Annotated in this window: 21 protein-coding genes; 6 read left to right on the forward strand and 15 right to left on the reverse strand. The window is 34.1% G+C overall.

All coding sequences use genetic code 11. The features are described from left to right. Positions 1-296: 296 nt before the first annotated feature. Complete coding sequence (locus HMPREF9402_RS08870; protein WP_009607164.1) at positions 297-1,457, reverse strand: SpoIIE family protein phosphatase; 1,161 nt, start codon at positions 1,455-1,457, stop codon at positions 297-299. 353 nt (positions 1,458-1,810) lie between these two features. Next, positions 1,811-3,136 carry an MATE family efflux transporter gene (locus HMPREF9402_RS08875; protein ID WP_006783213.1) on the reverse strand — a complete coding sequence of 442 codons (1,326 nt, stop codon included), beginning with the start codon at positions 3,134-3,136 and terminating at the stop codon, positions 1,811-1,813. Positions 3,137-3,305: 169 nt separating this feature from the next. On the opposite strand from HMPREF9402_RS08875, the gene HMPREF9402_RS08880 reads away from it, so the two are divergent. Genes HMPREF9402_RS08880 through HMPREF9402_RS08890 form a run of 3 tightly spaced genes read left to right on the forward strand, consistent with a single transcriptional unit; the run spans position 3,306 to position 5,187 of the window. Then, a complete protein-coding gene (locus HMPREF9402_RS08880) occupies positions 3,306-3,683 on the forward strand; it encodes a GntR family transcriptional regulator (RefSeq protein WP_006783212.1) in 378 nt (125 codons plus the stop codon). A 2-nt stretch (positions 3,684-3,685) separates the two neighbouring features. Next, positions 3,686-4,543 carry an ABC transporter ATP-binding protein gene (locus HMPREF9402_RS08885; RefSeq protein ID WP_009607177.1) on the forward strand — a complete coding sequence of 286 codons (858 nt, stop codon included), beginning with the start codon at positions 3,686-3,688 and terminating at the stop codon, positions 4,541-4,543. Then, complete coding sequence (locus HMPREF9402_RS08890; protein ID WP_006783210.1) at positions 4,543-5,187, forward strand: ABC-2 transporter permease; 645 nt, start codon at positions 4,543-4,545, stop codon at positions 5,185-5,187. The genes HMPREF9402_RS08885 and HMPREF9402_RS08890 overlap by 1 nt, the downstream gene beginning before the upstream one ends. Before the next feature lie 104 nt (positions 5,188-5,291). On the opposite strand, the gene HMPREF9402_RS08895 is transcribed toward HMPREF9402_RS08890, so the two are convergent. The 9 genes from HMPREF9402_RS08895 to HMPREF9402_RS08935 all read right to left on the reverse strand — a co-directional run bounded on the left by HMPREF9402_RS08895 (position 5,292) and on the right by HMPREF9402_RS08935 (position 12,557). Further along, complete coding sequence (locus HMPREF9402_RS08895) at positions 5,292-5,648, reverse strand: S1 RNA-binding domain-containing protein (RefSeq protein ID WP_006783209.1); 357 nt, start codon at positions 5,646-5,648, stop codon at positions 5,292-5,294. Positions 5,649-5,684: 36 nt separating this feature from the next. After that, positions 5,685-6,035: an FtsB family cell division protein gene (locus HMPREF9402_RS08900; protein WP_006783208.1), complete on the reverse strand. Its 351-nt coding sequence runs from the start codon at positions 6,033-6,035 to the stop codon at positions 5,685-5,687. Further along, complete coding sequence (gene yabQ, locus HMPREF9402_RS08905; protein WP_006783207.1) at positions 5,989-6,519, reverse strand: spore cortex biosynthesis protein YabQ; 531 nt, start codon at positions 6,517-6,519, stop codon at positions 5,989-5,991. Before yabQ ends, HMPREF9402_RS08900 begins: the two co-directional genes overlap by 47 nt. After that, the gene (gene yabP, locus HMPREF9402_RS08910; RefSeq protein WP_006783206.1) at positions 6,516-6,833 is read right to left on the reverse strand and encodes a sporulation protein YabP; all 318 of its coding nucleotides are present in this window, start codon (positions 6,831-6,833) and stop codon (positions 6,516-6,518) included. The genes yabQ and yabP overlap by 4 nt, the downstream gene beginning before the upstream one ends. Before the next feature lie 191 nt (positions 6,834-7,024). Further along, the gene (locus HMPREF9402_RS08915; protein WP_006783205.1) at positions 7,025-7,759 is read right to left on the reverse strand and encodes an ABC transporter permease; all 735 of its coding nucleotides are present in this window, start codon (positions 7,757-7,759) and stop codon (positions 7,025-7,027) included. 246 nt (positions 7,760-8,005) lie between these two features. Then, a complete protein-coding gene (locus tag HMPREF9402_RS08920) occupies positions 8,006-9,058 on the reverse strand; it encodes an ABC transporter substrate-binding protein (protein WP_009607170.1) in 1,053 nt (350 codons plus the stop codon). Between the two features lie 669 nt (positions 9,059-9,727). Then, positions 9,728-10,027 carry an RNA-binding S4 domain-containing protein gene (locus tag HMPREF9402_RS08925; RefSeq protein ID WP_006783203.1) on the reverse strand — a complete coding sequence of 100 codons (300 nt, stop codon included), beginning with the start codon at positions 10,025-10,027 and terminating at the stop codon, positions 9,728-9,730. A gap of 162 nt (positions 10,028-10,189) precedes the next feature. Then, a complete protein-coding gene (locus HMPREF9402_RS08930; protein WP_006783202.1) occupies positions 10,190-10,843 on the reverse strand; it encodes an SAM-dependent methyltransferase in 654 nt (217 codons plus the stop codon). 181 nt (positions 10,844-11,024) lie between these two features. Then, a complete protein-coding gene (locus HMPREF9402_RS08935) occupies positions 11,025-12,557 on the reverse strand; it encodes an oligosaccharide flippase family protein (protein ID WP_009607169.1) in 1,533 nt (510 codons plus the stop codon). A 264-nt stretch (positions 12,558-12,821) separates the two neighbouring features. Here HMPREF9402_RS08935 and HMPREF9402_RS08940 point away from each other — a divergent pair, with 264 nt between their 5' ends. The 3 genes from HMPREF9402_RS08940 (at position 12,822) to HMPREF9402_RS08945 (ending at position 14,949) form a co-directional block, all read left to right on the forward strand. Beyond that, the gene (locus HMPREF9402_RS08940) at positions 12,822-14,060 is read left to right on the forward strand and encodes an NAD(P)/FAD-dependent oxidoreductase (RefSeq protein WP_009607166.1); all 1,239 of its coding nucleotides are present in this window, start codon (positions 12,822-12,824) and stop codon (positions 14,058-14,060) included. 84 nt (positions 14,061-14,144) lie between these two features. Then, on the forward strand, positions 14,145-14,300 hold the full coding sequence (locus HMPREF9402_RS14585; protein WP_006783199.1) for a hypothetical protein: 156 nt from the start codon (positions 14,145-14,147) through the stop codon (positions 14,298-14,300). A 55-nt stretch (positions 14,301-14,355) separates the two neighbouring features. Next, positions 14,356-14,949, forward strand: coding sequence for a GNAT family N-acetyltransferase (locus HMPREF9402_RS08945; protein ID WP_009607178.1), 594 nt, complete (start codon positions 14,356-14,358; stop codon positions 14,947-14,949). Positions 14,950-14,964: 15 nt separating this feature from the next. Here the strand turns inward: HMPREF9402_RS08945 and HMPREF9402_RS08950 are convergent, their stop codons facing one another. The 4 genes from HMPREF9402_RS08950 to HMPREF9402_RS08965 form a co-directional block, all read right to left on the reverse strand. Then, positions 14,965-15,891, reverse strand: a complete 927-nt coding sequence (locus tag HMPREF9402_RS08950; protein ID WP_009607172.1) for a dipeptidase — start codon at positions 15,889-15,891, stop codon at positions 14,965-14,967. A gap of 155 nt (positions 15,892-16,046) precedes the next feature. Continuing rightward, on the reverse strand, positions 16,047-17,876 hold the full coding sequence (locus HMPREF9402_RS08955) for an ABC transporter ATP-binding protein (protein WP_009607162.1): 1,830 nt from the start codon (positions 17,874-17,876) through the stop codon (positions 16,047-16,049). Between the two features lie 2 nt (positions 17,877-17,878). Then, positions 17,879-19,603 carry an ABC transporter ATP-binding protein gene (locus HMPREF9402_RS08960; protein WP_009607165.1) on the reverse strand — a complete coding sequence of 575 codons (1,725 nt, stop codon included), beginning with the start codon at positions 19,601-19,603 and terminating at the stop codon, positions 17,879-17,881. After that, on the reverse strand, positions 19,597-20,055 hold the full coding sequence (locus HMPREF9402_RS08965; RefSeq protein ID WP_009607176.1) for a MarR family winged helix-turn-helix transcriptional regulator: 459 nt from the start codon (positions 20,053-20,055) through the stop codon (positions 19,597-19,599). The genes HMPREF9402_RS08960 and HMPREF9402_RS08965 overlap by 7 nt, the downstream gene beginning before the upstream one ends. Positions 20,056-20,161 lie beyond the last annotated feature (106 nt).

The raw sequence follows: 20,161 nt of genomic DNA on the forward strand, positions 1-20,161 counted from the left end.
CTGGATTTTACACACACTTATTGTCACTGCTTTAGGCCAGCAACTTGCCTCGCACACTTTGATTTACACACACACTTTTTTCTGGATTTTTTACACACCTATTGTCATTTTTTAAGGCTAATGACTTGCCTCACACAAATTTAAATACCTCATTGCCATTGGATACATGTATTAACACTCAACATTTCACTGAAAACAGATAAAATTAATTAGTTTAGATGATAGACGAGCTTCTTTTATGTTGCCAGCCATAAAGAAATCTCATCTATCTTCCTGTTATCTATCTTGCTAAAGTTTTATGATGCATATTGCGCTTGAACTATCGATTGTCTACGATATTGAACGACTAATACCATCATATCGTCTTTTATTTTTCCTTTATTTTTATTAACGGTTAGTTGTAACAAACTCTTAGCCAATACTTTTGGCGTTTTGTCAACTTGATATAAAATTGTCTGTTTTAATTGTTCGATATTTCCATACTGTTCAATGATTCCATCACTGCACATGATTAAAATATCATTATCTTCTAAATTTAACGTTACATGGTCGACTACTTGATCTACCATAACTCCAACGGGTAGTTGAGCTAAATTGATTAGTTCTATTTGATGATCACGCACTAAGAATGTTGGGGTTGCGCCGTTTTTATAAAACATGGCTCTTTGTCTTTCTCGGTCAATCATACAAATATCTAACGAAAAGAATCGTTCCTCTGTATTGGAATGTTGTCGTAATTGTTGTAAGGTTTGGATGGCTGTTTTAACAGGGATATTAAAACTTAACAAACATTTTAAAATTTTAAGAGCTTCTGAGCTCTCTTTATGGGCAGCTTCTCCATTTCCCATTCCATCACTTATTGCAATAAAGGTTTGACCATTACTGAAATTCTCATACATATAGCTATCACCTGAAATTTTATTTCCATCTTTTCCAACATAGGAGACAGCGTGATCAATTTTAAATAAGTTCGATGAATAAACTTTAATTTTTGTTTGTTTACCTTTTGTTTTCTCAACAATTAACCGAAGTGGCTCATTCATTATACTCTCTAGTATCGTTTGAATGGACAACAGCGTCAACTCTTTCGGGGGTGAATTAATAACTAAATCCATCTTGATGAGTCTAGGATATAAACTCTTAATCTTAATATCTGCACACCGCACATGAAGCTTATCAAGCTCCTCCTTAATACGATTAAGTTGAAGTTCAAAATCATGACGATCATACATGATTGATTGCATCATTTGATCAATCACCATACGGATACAATCCATGATGACATCAACTTTAATCAACTGACCATGACCAATGAATTCATACATCGATTTAATTAACTGTTGAAAGTTAACCAATTGATTGAATAGCTGGCTAATTGTATAAATATTCAACTTCTCTTTAGCCTCGCGTTTTGGTCTTGGCGAAAATGTCTTTTTCATTTTCGATACAAGTTCCATAACATCTCTCCTCCTACAGAATAACCAATTGTCCCCCCGGGCTCAATTCGTAAGCCTATATTACCACCCTGCAAGTTGATATTTTGTCACTTTGTTGGAGTGTTTTAGTCTTTTGAAAGACAGAATTAGCACCTCTTCGTCAGAGAGTTTAAAAATTATTCAGCCTTTTGACTTTGTTTTACAGCACTCGGCAGTAATTGATGTTAAAACCTTTGTAACGTTAAGTAGAAAGTAGAATAAAAAATCTCAAACTTGCATATAATAAATGCTCATTTTTAAATTTTGATATTAAATGTTAAATTTTGTCCAAATAAAAAGGTCCCTCTATCTACGATAAAGTGACCTTTCTAATATTAATAAATAACAGCTTTTCCTCGCCATCCACCACGTTTGAAACGAACTAGGAAAATAATTGCACGGACACATTCATCAAGAGCCATCGCTATCCAGATACCAGGAAGTCCCCATCCTAATACAATACCGAATACGTATGATAAAAGCGTCGCAATACCCCACATCGATAAAATCCCGACATAGACCGGATACTGCGTATCTCCCGCTGCTTGCATTGAACGAACCAAAACTAAATTCACAGCTCGTCCTAATTCTAAAAATATTTCGATGAACGTGATAGTCTTTAATAAACTTAAAATTTCTTGATTACTCGTAAAAATCCCAAAAATCACATCACTAAACATATAAACCGTAATTGATACCCCGAGTGTAACTGCCATTGCCGGCCATAATGTCTTAAGCCCACGTTGATATGCCGCGTCCTCTTCCTTTGCTCCGACTAAATGCCCGACAATAATCTGATTCGCTTGTGCAACAGCCGATGAATATAAAAATGAAAACCACGCAATCATATTTGCATAAACACGCGCCGTAATAACGATTGTTCCTAACATATTCACACACGTTAAAATAATCATTTGTGAAACATTATACGCCACACTTTCTCCACCAGCAGGCAACCCAATTCGAATTAACTGTTTAAACGTCTCACGGGGAAATGGCCTTAAATATTTAATATGTAAATCCCCCGAAACACTTTTAACAAATACACGATACACTAAAATAACTCCAATAAAGCGACTAAATACACTCGAAACTGCAATTCCGGCTATTCCCATTGAAGGAAGTAACAGAGCATTTCCAACAATATTTAATACATTCACAATAATTGAAACATACATTCCCTGCTTCATTAAACCATTACTTCTAAAAATTGCAGAGAAACTCATAAATAAAGCTTGTAAGAAAATCAGTCCTCCAACAATATTTAAATACACTTTAGCATCAGCCATTAATTCAGTTGGCATCTTTAAAGCATTAAACATCGCGTCACTGCCTAAAAATAATCCTGCACTAATAATCAAACTAAAAATTAAATTCGTAAAAATTCCAACCGTATAAATTTCAGATACCTTTTCTTTATTCCTTGACCCTAAATATTGTGTAACCATAATCGTAATAGCCATTGTTACAATACTAAACGTAATCGTCACAAAATTCATAATCGTATTAACATTTCCAATTGCTGCAACAGAGTTCTCAGAATACTGGCTCATCATAAACTGATCCACATTTCCAACCAACATCTGTAACACTAACTCGATAAATATAGGCCATGTTAATTTAAACAATGAACTTCTTTTATCAATCTCTAACGTATTCATCTTCTTCTCCTCATTATTTATTGAATTTTTTTCTCCTTAAATGCAACAAATCTGGATTATAACACCCACTATTACCAATGTAAACAAATTTTTAAATCCTATTGACTTTTTATTGTAGCAATAATATATTGTATATATACTGTATATACAATATAACAAAGGTGATGCAATGGAAATCATTATAAGCAACTCAAGTAAGAAACCAATTTATGAACAAATAACATCTCAGATTAAAAATCTAATCATGACCGGGGCTTTACAAGAAGGCGATGCCCTTCCCTCAATGAGAGCCTTAGCTAAAACTCTACACATCAGTGTCATTACAACAAAAAGAGCCTATGAAGATTTAGAACGCGATGGCTTCATTGAAACGGTTGTAGGAAAAGGGAGTTTTGTTGCGACTCACAACTCCCATCTACTTAAAGAAGAACAACAAAGACAAATCGAAGATTATTTAACAAAGGCTGTCTCACTTTCAAAAAGCTGTGGTATCTCTTACGAAGAATTAACTGAAATCTTAAATGTTCTATACCATGAGGAGGTATAAAAATGGAACACGCCATTAACGTGAAAGGATTAACTAAAAACTATCCCAATTTTTCAATCAATAATATTAATTTAGTTGTACCTAAAGGTTACATCGTTGGTTTAATTGGAGAAAATGGAGCTGGGAAAAGTACCACCATTAAATCAATCTTAAATCTTATTAATAAAGATAGTGGTTCAATCGAAGTATTTGGACTAGATCATTCAAAATATGAACTAGAAATTAAGCAACGAATCGGAATCGTCTTTGATGAAAGTCATTTTCCTGATCAATTAAAAGCTAAAGATATTAATACAATGATGAAAAATATTTATCAAAATTGGGACACTCCCCTATTTAATCAGTATTTGAAGCAATTTAAACTTCCTGAAAATCAGATCATTAAAGAATTCTCTCGTGGAATGAAGATGAAATTATCTCTCGCCACCGCACTAGCTCATCATCCCAAACTATTAATTTTAGATGAACCGACAAGCGGCCTTGATCCGATTGTACGTAATGAAATTTTAGATATCTTCTTAGATTTTATTCAAGATGAAGAACATTCAATCTTAATTTCAAGCCACATCACCTCTGATCTTGAAAAAATAGCAGACTATATTACGTTTATCCATGAAGGAAATATCATTTTTTCCGAATCAAAAGATGCATTATTAAATGACTATGTCATTATTAAATGTCGTGAGCAAGAACTAACACAAATTGATCCAATAGATATTATCCACAGCAAAAAAACTGGGCAAATTTATGAAATACTCGTTAAAGATAAACAAAAAATGGAGATTAAATACCGAAATCTAATTATGGATCAGCCAAGTATCGAAGATTTAATGCTTATTTATATCGGGGGAATGAAATAATGAAAGGACTTATCTTAAAAGACTTATTAAATTTGCGTAAAAATTTAAAAACAATCATTATCATGTGTCTATTCTACACACTCTTATTTTCAACTTTAAATCCAACATTTCTTTCTGGCATGATTACCATTTTATTTGCAATGCAAATCCTTACAACATTCTCATACGATGATTACTCTAAATGGAATATGTACGCTCTATCGTTACCTATTACCAAAAAGCAACTTGTTTTAAGTAAATATATTTTAGGAATTTCTTTTATTATTTTTGGGGGAGTTTTCTCATTTATTTTAACTTCTCTACTTAGCCTCTTTAAAGGGAGCTTTATACTTGGGGATCTGGTCGCCTCAATAATTGGAAGCACAGGAATTATGATTCTCATGATTCTTATCCTACTTCCTCTTATTTTTAAATATGGAGTAGAACGTAGCCGCATCATGCTTTTAGCTATCTTTGCGATTCCAACCGTTTTAATCCTTATTATTAGTAAAGTCTTAGCTTTAACAGGCATTCCTTTCCCATCAGAAGAACAATTGAATGCTCTATTACCAGTCATCTGTATAATAGCCACCCTTATTCTGATTGCTGGAAGCTACGTATCATATATGACATCAGTTAAAATTGTCACTAAAAAAGAATACTAATTAAAAGGAGATGGATATCCATCTCCTTTTAATTAGGCATAAAAAAACTCCCCTTCGATTTGAAGTGGAGTTTAAATATATATTTTAAACTAAGATCGTCTTAATTAGTTAGAGCGACGACGTTGAGTTTTTAAATTCTTTTTAAGACTAGTTTGTTTCTCATCGCTATCTTTTAAGAAATTAGTGATTGCCTTGTCTAAGTCTAAAGCTGGACGTGCAGGTCTTTCTGGACGTGCAGGTTTCATTGAAAGGTTAATTTTCCCTTCTGGTGTTACCTCTTTAACGCGTACAGTTACTTCTTGACCAACGCTAACAACATCTTCAACTTTTTCTACGAATTTTTCAGATAATTCACTGATGTGAACAAGTCCTGATTTACCATTTTCTAATTCCACAAATGCACCGAACTTCTTAACACTCGTGATTTTACCGTTTAACTTTTGACCAGCTGTGATTGACATAAAAATCGACAGTCCTCCTCATAATATTTATATTAATTAATTTTCGTTTGATTCCTGTGAATCTTCTGGAAGCTTAAAGATTATTTCACCTTCCTCGGATTTAAAATACTTCTCGCGGGCAAGTTGAGCAATATAGTCTTCATTCTCAAGTTTGCTTATTTCATCGCGATAATATTCCTCTTTTTCAGATAACTCTGAATATTGTTCTTCATACTCAGCAAGTAGTGCTTTAGCTTCGGAAAGTTTAGTAAGACGCTCTGTATACATAAAATAACCAGTAGTGACCATAATTCCAACCAAAACAGTCAGTGTTAAAAAGCGTTTAAAAAATTGTTTTCTTCTAATTTTTCGATTCTGTTTCGTTATTAGTGTTAGTTTTCTTGCCACGTCGTCTCACCTTCTTTTTCTTCGTAAACCAAATTCCTAACTTAGCAAAAGGAGTGTAAAATATAAGCTTTAAAATTCTAAGAAACACAATTATTATATCAGAAACAAGCTTGTAAATAAACATAATGGGTGAAATAACTAGGATAATAACCAATTTTTTAATGAACTTTGCTACAATAAACAGGCTTTCTCCCAACATTTCGAGGTCATGATGCAGATTTTGTCTCATAAACTTATAATATAGAATAACACCCAAAGCTAAGAAAAGTAATATGTACAGGTGAAAAATACCTTCATTAACATTATAAATATATATGAATGTGAGGGGGATTTGGATAGTCCAATATAGAATAATCCATGCTATTTGGACGATTTTGTTAAACAATTGATTCTTAACAATCGTCACACAATCAAACGTTATTCCAATAAAAATTCCGTACAAAATAGCATGAATCATTAAGGCGAATTGTGTATTTAGACTCATCTAAATAATTTGCTAAAGATTCCTTTTGAGTCTTCCCCCACTGTTTGAAAATCATCGTATTCATATCCAGTGATATACCCAATAATCGATAGCTCTCCTTTTTCAAGATCAAGATTTTTCAATTCTAAATCCATTCCCCTAACAGTTAAAATCCCCATTGTTGTATCAATAGTAAACAACTCACTATCAAAACTTAATAACTTGGTTATACCTGTCACATCCATCAATTTACGTTCTTTCATCATAACCTGGTGGTGACCAAGTAAAGTGCTTGGCTTCTGTTTCATGTACGATTCTTTCTCATAAATGTTCATAGTCTCTTTTCCCTCCATTATCTGTTATCAATAAAAGTTATGTAATATTAACAACAAATATAACTAAAGGAAAAGAAGTCATTGTTTCTACCTTTTATTTTATGCTTAATCTCACTCGTTGTTCTAACAAAATGACAGATTTCTTTGAAATTAAAATCACTTTTTATCAATTAAAATAGTTTTTTGTTAATTTACTCTAACTTTCTTAATAAAAACTTCATTATCATACTAATTAAAAAATCAAATATCATCACAATCAAAATTAAAATAATCGTCCATCCAAAAACTCCAGCCATATTTAAATACGTCTTCTCATAATTAAGTGCCTGTCCAATTCCAATCCGACTTTGAGCCATAACTTCTGCCATTACCATCACCTTAAAAGCAAGACCGAGCGTTGCCTGTACACCACTACTTAAAGCATAAATTAAATTAGGATAATAAAGCGCAAAAAACTTTTCAAATATTGTGCATCCAAATAATAGACACACATCTTTCAAATCACTATCTACCTTTTTAATTGATCCGACTACCAACTCATAAATAATAGGAAAAATAACTAATCCCACAATAATCGTCGGTCCTAAATCACGACCAAACCAAATTAAGAGAATTAAAATTAATGAAACCGTCGGAATCGTCCGGAGCAATATCATCGCCGGATTTAACAACGCCGCAACTACTTTATAATAACCCGCTAAGATGCCAACAACTAAAGATAAAACTAAAATACACACAAAAGTTACAAGCGTCCTAACAACTGTGACTGAAATAATTTCAATAAATGTTGTGCCTCTTATAATCGTAAAAATCTCCATTAAAATAGATTCACCAGATGGGAGAATTAATGGCTTTCCAACCGAAAATGAAAAATATTCATAAACGACTAAAACAATAAACATCGAAATAACAGTATATATTTTCATGTACTCCCCCCCAGTGCATCTAATAATAAAAAAAGCACTCGAATAATGCTCTCAAACTGAATTCACAAAAATCACCAATAACTGATGAACGTTAAGTTAAACAACAGATTGAAATGCATATTCAAGTGCTAAGTGACAATAACTTGGTAGGTGGTCTTTCCCCTACAAAACAAGTCGGCTACCAAACCGAATTTCAAGTTATCACCGTTTATAATATGTTCAAATCTACCTCATTTATTCCAAAAATTATTTATCATTATCTAAATAATAAAAATCATCATCCGGTAATGCTCCACCTATCGTTTTCGAATCAAACTCATAAAGTTTTTCTAAATATAAATTAATCTCATCCTGCGCCTCTTTAGCCGTTTTAAAAATTAAATGTGAATTAGGAACAGAGGCGGCAATAATAGCTTCAGGCGTTTCAAGCCCTGTTGCATTAGCCTCAATCGCCATTTCATTCGGAGACTCATTTGCAAAATTAACGCTTGCCGCTACCTGTGCTAATAGTGACTCCACAACTCCTGGATTATTTTCAATTAAATCACTGTGAACAAAAAGGCTCGCCTGTGGATAAGACGTCACATCATAAAGAGTTCTCCACTCTTCTTGAAAATCAGCTACCAAATTAGCATTCTCAACCTTCGTCTTCAAAACCGATAAAGAAGGTTCCGCAATAACCGCTATCTCAATTTCCCCCGCAGCAAACATCGACTGAACATCAGTCACACTATTCAAATACTCAATCTCAACTGAATCTAACAATCCTTTTTCCTTAAGAACCGTTTGTAAGACAATATCAGGAGTACTTCCCTGACCAAACGCCGTAATGGTTTTACCAGACAACTCCTCGATTGTCATAGGTTCACTACTGATTAAATACAAATTCCCCCAAACAATCGTTGCTGCTAATTGATAAGGAACCCCCTTCTGATACAACGTTGCTCCTAAATTAGTCGGCGCTACAATCACATTAGCTGTCTCAGAAGTAAAAGCCGCTAATAACGGATCACTACCTTGAACATACGGCTCTACAATACATTTAACTCCTTCATCAAGTTCTGGTAACTCACTTGCTAAATGAGCCATCGCCATAGCAGTCGAACCACTTGGTACTAATATATTAATTGAAACCTCTTCTATATCATCCGCTACCTCTTCAACTGGATGTTCCTCTTTTTCTACTTCCTCTAAAACTTCTGGTTCTTCATTTACTATTTCATTAGTCTTTGGATTTGAACTACATCCCGTTACCATTACTAATAAACACATCATCACCATCATTAAAAACTTCTTCATAACATATGCCTCCCTTTTGACTAAATTATAAAGGCAATATTCCAAATTACATATTAAAAAATATCATAACCGTCCGATGATATCCGACATCTTCAAAAAAATCCGTAACATAATAAAAAAAAATCGTAAAATAATAGCGAATCCTAACTCAATTCAAATGCAAAAATCCGATGAAAAAAAACTTAATCAACCATAATTCTTAATCCTTAGAAAATACCTGTCGAGATTTCAAAAAAATAGGCTACCTCCAAATTAGGAGATAGCCTATTTTAATTAACTAGCTTCACGTTTTATAAGTTAAAAGGGGTTTTCAGCCTTTTAGACGGTCTAATCGAATTTTTGAGATTATAAGACCATTTATCCTAATTAAACCCCTTCTACCTATTTTGTATGGAGTAGAAGAGGTTAATTAGGGTTACTCGCAATCCAGCTTCAAACACCAATCCTCCTATAAAGTCTTCAAATGCCTATTGACTCATAAAGCGAGTCAATAGCATTCGATACGACTTTTACGTAGGATTAATCGGTGTTTTCAGCTTTTTACTCAATCTAGCTCCAAGAGACAACTCCTCCATAAAGTTGTATTCACTCTTGTGCTCAACACATAGCACTTCGGTGAATGTCAACTTTTGTTCGCAGTTAACCGTCTCTCTCAGCCTTTTACTCTTATCATTCAAATATTTCGATTCCTGTTACTTCATCTAATGATGGACGTTCAATGCGTTCTTCAGAGATGATTTCATACATGTAAGCTGCATCTTGCTTCTTAGTTGAATCCTTAATATCAGTTACACGTACTTTTAAAATCTTGTTTCCATAATAAAGTGTTAATTCATCACCAAGTTTAACATCTGTACTTGATTTGGCCACTTTTCCATTAATTTCAATACGCCCTTTATCCGCTACTTCCTTAGCTAGCGTACGGCGTTTCACTAAGCGTGAAACTTTTAAATACTTATCTAAACGCATATCTATTCTCCTTTCGTTACTTTATCTTTTGTGTCACCTTTAAAATTTATTACTACCTAGTTAACGATTATCCTACATAATTTTTGGCTTTTACTGTGATTTAAGCCCGCATCTCAGCTTTTTATTCAATCCAGCTTCGACAACCAAATGCTCTATAAAGTCTTAGCCTTTTAGAGGTGGTACATAGATTGTTGTTAGGTTGTCGAGTTTGAAGTTGTGATCGAGTTCGTATAATTTTACCCATTTTAGTTCTGCGATGTTGCTTCCTGCTGCACGAACAATGCATACTTCATATTCATCGTCGTAAACTTCCATTAAATCTATTTTTAAGTTTGAAGCTGTAATTTGATCAAATACTTGTGGAACAATTAGGTGTTGTTTAGGAGCTATTGCTTCATAGTCAAAATCTAAGGCGTCCATCACTTGTAACCCTTCAATCGGATCGATTGCTAATGCCGCAAACATTGGATCTAGGAAGCTTTGCCCACCTAAAACAACAGCTTCAGCTTCAGCTAATAATCGTTTTACTGCATATTCAGCCACACATGGATGACCAGGAGTTGCATAAATAATGTCACCTTTTTTAGCTTCCTCTTTTACTATTTCAATAATCTCTTCATAAACAGCTTCAAATGTATCATGCTTAATATAAATATCATCAAATGCGCGATACTCAATTCCATTTTCCTCTAAAAAATTAATCATTGGATGTTCTTTCGTTCTTAAAAATAAAGGTAATCCAGACTTTAATTTTGCCACAACGCCTAGCGTTAATTGAGACTCATCTCCTGCTCCAAGTCCTACAATGTAAATCATTCATGCTGCCCCTTTCTATTATAAACAGAAATATTTTTTAATTTTTTTATTCAATCTCAGTCCTTAGACCCTATATCCTATAGTCCAATTAAAAGTTTTTCAACTGTAAAAATTTTATCTAGACCTATATATAATTGTTGAAATAATCATTCATCATTAGAGTAAGCTATTTCATCTATCTTTATACTTTTGCTATACTCTTTACATTTTTCGCTTTCTTTTTACGTCGTTTCGCACCTTTTCCCGCTACCTTAGTCGTCATCAAGAAAATTCCCATTATCAATCCATAAACAGTTACACCAGCCATCACTTGGATCGCTAATGAAATCACATTATACATTCGCACATCATCCATTCCCGATAAAATCGTCGGAATCTGTGGTCCTAAATAATCCAGCGTCATCCAAAGTCCAAGCGTTGAAAACAAAACCTTAATCAACGTTAAAATAGATTGGCGATAAATCATCTTCTTAAATTGGAATAAATTAATGACTGCCATAATTCCAAGTGCCGCTACAGAAGAAATAGCAGCTCCGCTAATCCCCATCTCCATCGTTAATGGGGCGGTCAATCCAATCTTAACTAGGATACCCGCTAATACTGACATCACTAACCTCGAATACTGCCCCTCCTGTTGCATTACAGCCGTACTTAAGAAAATAAACGGATAGAACAAAATTTGAATCGTTAAAATCTTTAGCGCCTCTACTCCACTATTATCTTTAAACAAAGCAATATTCAATTCATCTACCACACTAAATAATCCCACACAGGCAGGAATCGATAATAACAGAACTAAGAATAACGCAAAATTAAATACCTTCTTACGTTTTTTTATATCTGTCAGACCGGCCATCTGAGGAATCGTTGAAGAGACAATCGCACTCGTAAAGACTGTTGCTGTTTGAACAATTGGTAATCCACGATCAAAACTTCCCTTTAATTTCATTGCTTCAAGAGCTGGAACTCCACTATCCACAAGTGAGTTAAATACAAAGAAGCTATCTATCAATTGAAAAATAATTAAAATTCCGGCACTTAAAAACAAAAACACACTTTTCTTAAAGAAATGCGGACGATGAGTTAACTTTAAAAACTGTTGCGGTTGATCCTTTGGCTTCTTCAAACATAAATAAGCAATCGCCATTAAAGGTCCGGCTAATCCACCTAAATAAGCAAAATAAGCTAATCGATACACGCTCTGTCCTTGTAACATAAACAAGGCGAACACAATGGCCATTACACGAATTAATTGCTCAATCGTTGTCGAGTATCCAACTTCATGAATGGTCTCTGCCCTTGTTTGAGAAACACCTCGTAAATATGATAAAGTCGGAACTAATAAAAAGGCCAATCCTACCACTTTAATTAAAAGACTCAGTTGTAAGTCTCCCATTAAATATGCAATTACATTACTTCCTAAATATAAACATCCAAACGATACTAATCCAAAAAACCATAACGAATTTCTGATGTATCGCTTAATATCCTCACTGTATCCATACGTTAACAACAACTCTGAAATAATCGTCGGTAAAACAATCCCATTCAACGTTGTATAAATACCAATCAAGGGGTAAACCTGTTGGAACACATATAAACCTTCATCTCCAGCTAGATTCTGATAAGGCACCTTATAAAGCAAACTCAAAAGCTTCACAAAAAAGGCCGTTCCAGTCAGAATCACAGTCCCCTTCATCCAACCCGACTTCATAGCATCACTCCTAAAACTCCCAATCTACTTTCTCAACTTAATATTATATCACCAAAAAATTAAATTAACCTATAAACGTCGTATCAATTATAAAAAAAGCCTATTTTTTCTTCAAATCCACTTCAAAAGCTTCCAAAATGAGCAATTTTATCAAGTATTTTTTTCCATCTTCCCAATTCTTGCTTATACTATTTGTAATTTGTGCAAATATTTTATATACTTTTAACTCAAACTAATTTTAGTTTTTTTTTTGAGGTGATTTTTATGAGAATTATAGGTGATAGTCCAATCTGGACACGAAAAAACGAAGAAACAGTCCCTTATCCTAGATTAACACATGATTTAAAAACGGATGTTGTCATCGTTGGCGGTGGGATAACAGGTGCACTAACGGCACATTATCTAATGAAACAAAACATCAGTTGCGCTTTAATTGAAAAAAATACAATCGCAATGAATGCGACAAGCGCAGAACCAGCTCTTTTACAATACGAAATCGATAACGATTTAACAGGACTTTCTTCATTAATTGGTGAAACACAGGCACAACAGGCCTTTTTATTTGGATACCAAGCTGTAATGGAAATCAGTCAAATCGTTAAAGAAATTAACAGTGCATGTGACTTCTCATTCAAACCATGCTTCTATTATACTGAAAATCCGACTAAATTAGATTACATGGAAAAAGAATGTAAATCTCGTCAAGCAATCGGAATTCATTGCGAACTTTTCACTCCTGAAAATAATAAAGAGGATTTTAGCTTTAATTTTGAAGCTGGAATTTTCTCACATTATGGTGGTGCTATCATGGACCCTGTAAAATTCACACGTGATCTCATCGACTATAATGTAAAAAAAGGTCTTCAAGTCTTTGAACAAACAACAGTCGTTGACTACAATTTATCATCACGTGAAGTCATCCTAACAACAGAAAATGATTTTACCATTACAGCAAACAAAGTAGCAATTTGTACAGGTTACGATGCCTTAACGTGGTTTAAAAAAGAAGATCCATTCTATACACTTAGTCGTACATTCTCAATCGTATCAAAACCGGTATCAGCACTAAATGGATGGAGAGAAGAATGTCTAATTCGAAATGATGAAAAACCATACACATATCTTCGTCCAACAATGGATAACTGTATTATTATCGGTGGAGAAGATCTTGAAATCAAAAACGAAAAAGATGAAATCGCCACAATGGGGGATCGTGATCCTGAAGCATTACAACAATATCACCAACTACTACGCCGAGTTCGTCGTATGTTCCCACAAATTGAAAATATCAAAACAGATTCTTGGTGTCACGGAATCTTTATTGACACAAAAGACGGACTTCCATTCATCGGTAAACACCCTGATTACCCTGGAGCCTACTTTAACTTAGGATTTGGATCAAATGGAATCCTTTATTCATTAATTGGGGCTAAATTAATCTCACAAGACTATACAGGTAAAAATCCAAAAGAATTTGAACTATTTAAATTTAACCGTTACTAAAAAAAGAGCCACAGGCTCTTTTTTTCATACTCTTAACCTTTGGGTCATACATTTTGTATAACACATAGAAAAGGAGACTAACACATGAAACGAAAAGAAAAAATTCCAGTTAAAACTCATTACTTTATTTTAGGAATACTCGTAGGAACACTCATTATTCCTAAAATCACAAAAAGTTCTTTTGGATGCAATAATGGAAACAATTATTTCATCACAATCAAAAAAGACAATCATCAATAACACCCATTTCATGCTATCATAGAATTAAGTAAAAATCGAAGGAGCATAGTTTAACATGAAACTCGAAACAGAACATCTCATTTTATACCCACTAACGGACACACTCATCGGGCAAATACTAAATAATGAAATAACAGAATTTTCAACAGCGAAGTGGCTAACAGAAGATAATCGCACACTCTTAACGTGGATGAAAGATGAACTCTACCTTTTCATGCCACCAAAAATCGGATTTACATCTTGGATTTTTATTGAAAAAGAAACAAACCAAGTCATTGGTGATGGTGGATACAAGGGAAATCCAAATCAAGAGGGTGAAATCGAAATTGGATATGAAATAATCGAAGCTAAACGCCGCAAAGGATACGCAACAGAAGCTATTAATGCCCTAATTGATTGGGCTATGACTCATCGAGAAGTCAAATCCATTATTGCAAAATGTCACTATGAAAACATCCCATCCCAAAATCTCGTCCAAAAGCTACAATTCACCTTTGTAGGCGAAGAAAATGAAATGAACATCTATCAACTTTACTTTGATGAACATCCACTCTTTAAAGCTTTTAAATGCGTGATTATCGGTGTAGCCTGCTTAGGTGCTATCATCCCACTTTCAAAAAAACTAATTAAAAAGGCTAGTCGTAAATAAACGACTAGCCTTTCCTTATTGTTTCAAAATACGATTAATGACTTTCTTAGCATTTACATGCGTAATATCGTCAATCTCCATACTACTATAACCTCGACTCATCAACTCATCAATAATAAGTTGTGCCTCTTTTGCACTACCACAGTCTGATAAGTTGGCATTCACGCCATCTTCTGATAAATAGTTCATAAAGTCAAAACCTAACGCAATATACTTACTGCCAACTAACTTCTTAATATAATCAATATGATCAACCATTGCTTTAATTGTATACTCATCTGAATGCACAAAATCAGGCACAGCTGTAACCCCAATCACACCACCGGTTTCTGCAATCCCTCTAATTTGGCCATCCGTTAAATTACGTCGATGCCCTCTTAAAGCATAGCAATTCGAATGGGAAGCAATAACAGGCTCAGTTGTGACATCTAAAATATCAGTCATCGTTTTAATACTGGCATGAGAAACATCGACAACCATCCCAAGCTCATTCATTAACTTTACTGCCTGACATCCTAAATCTGTTAAACCAGTATCACTATCCGCAAAAGCTCCACAACCAAAATGATTAACTTCATTCCAAGTTAACATGGCATGTCTAAATCCTAAATCATATATCTTTTTTAAATGATTTAAGTCCTGAATAGGTGCTAAACTTTCAAGCCCAAGAATTACATTTACCTTATGATCAGCCCAATCATCCTGTGATTTAACAATCTGAACATCTGGTGATTGTTCAACTTCCTCTAGTATATATCCAATTGCTTTATCAAAATCATCGCATAATAAATGCTCAACATCTGTAAAATACGTCCAAATTCCCCCTGTTATGTTACCTTCTAACTGTTCTGGAATATGGTAATCTTCAACAATACCTCTTTTACCTTTTAATCGTTTTGCAACTATGTTATATAAAATATCGGTATGCGTATCAAAAATCAATGGGTCCCCCTCCTTAAAGATAAGGTCATAAGATATGCTACTCATTTCCTATTATATCGCAATTTTTCCTAAAAAGAGCATATATCATTCCTATTTTTCCGACAAAATAACTCTAAAAAAGGTAAGTAATCAACTTAGATTACTTACCTTTTTGATTATTCTTCGTCGTTGCTAAACTGACTATTATAAAGGTCAGCATAGAAACCATTTGCAGCCATTAATGTATCATGATTTCCTTGTTCAATAACATCGCCATCTTTCATAACTAAGATGATATCTGCTTCACGAATAGTGGATAAACGATGAGCAATCACAAAGCTTGTGCGACCCTTCATTAAAGTTTTCATCGCATTTTGAATTTGTAACTCAGTACGAGTATCAACGCTACTTGTAGCCTCATCTAAAATCATAATCTCAGGATCTGATAATAAAGCACGAGCAATAGTTAATAACTGTTTCTGACCTTGAGAAATATTTGATACTTCCTCATTTAAGATTGTGTCATAACCATCTGGTAAAACACGAATAAAGTGATCAGCATGTGCCGCTTTAGCTGCCGCAATAACTTCTTCATCTGTTGCATTTTCTTTTCCATAAGCAATATTATCACGAATGGTTCCATTAAATAGCCAAGTATCTTGAAGGACCATTCCAAATAACTTACGTAAATCACTACGTTTCATATCGTTAATATCGACACCATCAATTAAGATTTGTCCATCGTTCACTTCATAAAAACGTAATAATAAATTAACTAATGTCGTTTTTCCTGCACCAGTTGGACCTACAATAGCCACCATTTGACCAGGTTCAGCTTTAATATTCATATCTTGAATTAAGATTTTATCTTCACGGTAACCAAATTTAACATGATTAAATTCAACAGCACCACGAGGATTGTCAAGTTTTACTGGTTGAGCTGTTTCAGCCGTTAACTCTTCTTCATCTAATAATTCAAATACACGCTCTGCAGATGCTACAGTTGACTGAATAATATTTGAAATCTGTGCAACTTGTGCCATTGGTTGAGTAAACTGACGGCTATATTGAATGAAAGCTTGAATATCTCCAATAGAGATACGTCCTTTTGTAACTAAAACTCCACCAACTACAGCCACTAATACATATCCTAAGTTTCCGATAAAACTAATGATTGGCATAATTAATCCAGATAAAAATTGAGCTTTCCATCCCACTTCGTATAAACGATCATTAACTTCATCAAACTCTGCAATAGCTTTTTTCTCATGGCCAAATGCTTTAACAACATTATGACCTGTATACATTTCTTCGATGTGACCATTTAATTCACCTAATGTACGTTGTTGACCGATGAAATATTTTTGAGATTTTTTTACAACTTGCATCATTAAAATTCCCGATAGAGGTACGACAATAATCGAAATCAATGTTAATAACGGGCTAATTGATAACATCATGATTAATACCCCAATAATCGTTGTTACTGAAGTAATAACTTGAGTAATTGATTGTTGCAATGTCGCACTAATGTTGTCCACATCATTTGTAAAACGACTTAATAATTCTCCATGTGTATGTGAATCAAAGAATTTTAACGGTAGTTTAGCTAACTTTTGATCGATCTCTTCACGTAAGTCATAGACAACTTTTTGTGAAATACCAGCCATAATAAACTGTTGTAAATAACTAAAGGCCGCACTTAAAACATATAATCCAATTAAAATTAAGATAATTTTCCAAATATAACTGAAATCAATCGGAGTTGGATTTTTAACTCCAGTCATTAACTCCTGAATTGGGCGAAATAATTCATTTGTAATCTTCGCCATTACTTTAGGTGAAACAATAGAGAAAATGACACTTGTAATGGCTGCTAATATTACAACAATTAAACCTACACGATAAGGTTTTAAATACTTACTTAAACGTGATAACGTTCCTTTAAAATCTTTTGCTTTTTCAGTTGCTCCACCATGTGGGCCACGTCCCATAGGTCCCGCCATAATTATTCCTCCTCTCCTTGTTTAAGTTGTGATTCAACAATCTGTTGGTAAATTTCATTTGTTGCTAAAAGTTCTTCGTGTGTTCCGCACCCTGCAATGCGTCCTTCATCCATAACTAAGATACGATCGGCATCCATAACAGTACTTACACGTTGAGCAACAATAATCACTGTCGCCTCTTTTGTCTCTGCCTTTAATGCTGCACGTAACTGTGCATCTGTTTTAAAGTCTAATGCTGAAAAACTATCATCGAATAAATAAATTTCTGGCTTACGAACAATAGCGCGAGCAATTGATAAACGTTGTTTTTGCCCACCAGAAACATTTGTCCCACCTTGAGCAATCGGTGATTCTAATCCGTCTGGCATCTTAGAAACGAAGTCTGTTGCTTGGGCAATATCTAAAGCATGCTTAATTTCTTCATCAGTCGCATCTTCTTTACCATATCGAATATTATCTCGAATCGTTCCTGTAAATAAAATAGCCTTTTGTGGAACATAACCGATTTTTGAACGTAATAAAGCTTGATTCATCTCTCGAACATTGACTCCGTCTACTAAAACTTCTCCTTCAGCCGCATCATAGAAGCGAGGAATCATATTCAATAAAGTTGACTTACCTGATCCCGTTCCACCAATAATCGCCGTTATTTCACCTGGATTAGCTTTAAATGAAATGTTAGAAATCGCATGTTCTTCTGCTCCTTCATATCCAAACGCAACATTTTTAAACTCTACAACACCCTTTAATGAAGGTTGTGCTCCATTAGCTGGATTTTGAATTGGAGATTCCATCTCTAATACTTCGTTAATACGTACAGCCGATGCTTGAGCACGTGGGATTAACACAAACATCATCGTCAACATTAACATTGAAAATAGAACTTGAGTCAAATATTGAATAAACGCCATTAAATCACCGACTTGGAAACTTCCTTCGTTAATACGAATTCCACCAAACCAAAGAACAGCAACAATTGATATATTTAAAATTAACATCATTAATGGCATTAAAGATCCCATTAAACGATTAGCTGTCGTTGCAACACGTGATAAATCTGAACTTGCTTGATTAAATCTTTTTTGTTCAAAATCAACTTTATTGAATACGCGTACTACACGGATCCCTGTTAAATTTTCACGAACAACAAGATTTAACTTATCAATACGTTTTTGCATTTTTTCAAACATTGGCATTGTAAACTTGGCAATAACACCAATAACAACAACGATAATTGGAATAACCACTAAAATAATCGTTGATAACCCAACATCCTTACGAAGCGCCATAATCAATGCTCCAACAATCATTAACGGAGCACTTAACATCATACGCATCATCATAATGGTAACCTGTTGAACTTGATTGATATCATTTGTTGTTCTTGTAATTAACGATGCCGTTCCGACAGTATTGACCTCAGTCAGTGAAAAAGATTCAACTTTTTCAAATACTTTCTTTCTTAAATCACGACTAAATCCTATCCCAATTCGCGAAGAAAGATAACTACTACAAATAATACAGACTGTTCCTAAAAGAGCAACAGCAAGCATTACTCCTCCGCGTCCTAAAATGTACGAAACATCCCCTTGAACAATCCCAGTATCGACAATGTCAGACATTAAATCTGGCAATGCAAGGTCAGTCATAGTTGAAATAAATACTAAAATTAATACTCCAACAACCATTAACCAATAAGGCTTTAAACCTTTAAATAATTTTAACATCCTTTATACCTCCCTTGACATGAAATATCACCCAAATTGTCTATTAACTTTTGGAAAATATTTTTAGCTTGCTTTAACTCTTCATCAGTAAAATTACCAAACCCTTTTTGATTCATCTCATCAAAAATTTTCTCAACCACATCTGATTGTTGTTTTCCATGCTCAGTTAAATAAACATGTGTTACCCTTTGATCTTCTTGGCTACGACGTCGCTCAATCATCTGATCTCGCTCCATACGTTTTAGCATCGCACTAATAGTAGCAGGCGTTACATTCAATTTAGTTGCTAACTCTACTTGTGTCATTCCATCATGTTTACTTAAAACATGAATAATTCCTGGCTGTGAACGACAAAAACCCTGTTCTTCCATTCGCTTATGTACAGTCACCATTTGAAGACGAATAACATGAGATAACAGTTTTGCTAAATCTCTTACTTCATTACTATCCATCATGTCACCTCGCTTTAATCTAATTCTATATTACTTCTACCTATTTGATTAGTCAACTAACTATTAGTTAACTAATCATTTTATACAATTCTGCCACATAAAATAT

This window comes from Turicibacter sp. HGF1, from assembly GCF_000191865.1.
In the GTDB taxonomy this organism is placed as follows: Bacteria; Bacillota_I; Bacilli_A; order MOL361; family Turicibacteraceae; genus Turicibacter; species Turicibacter sanguinis.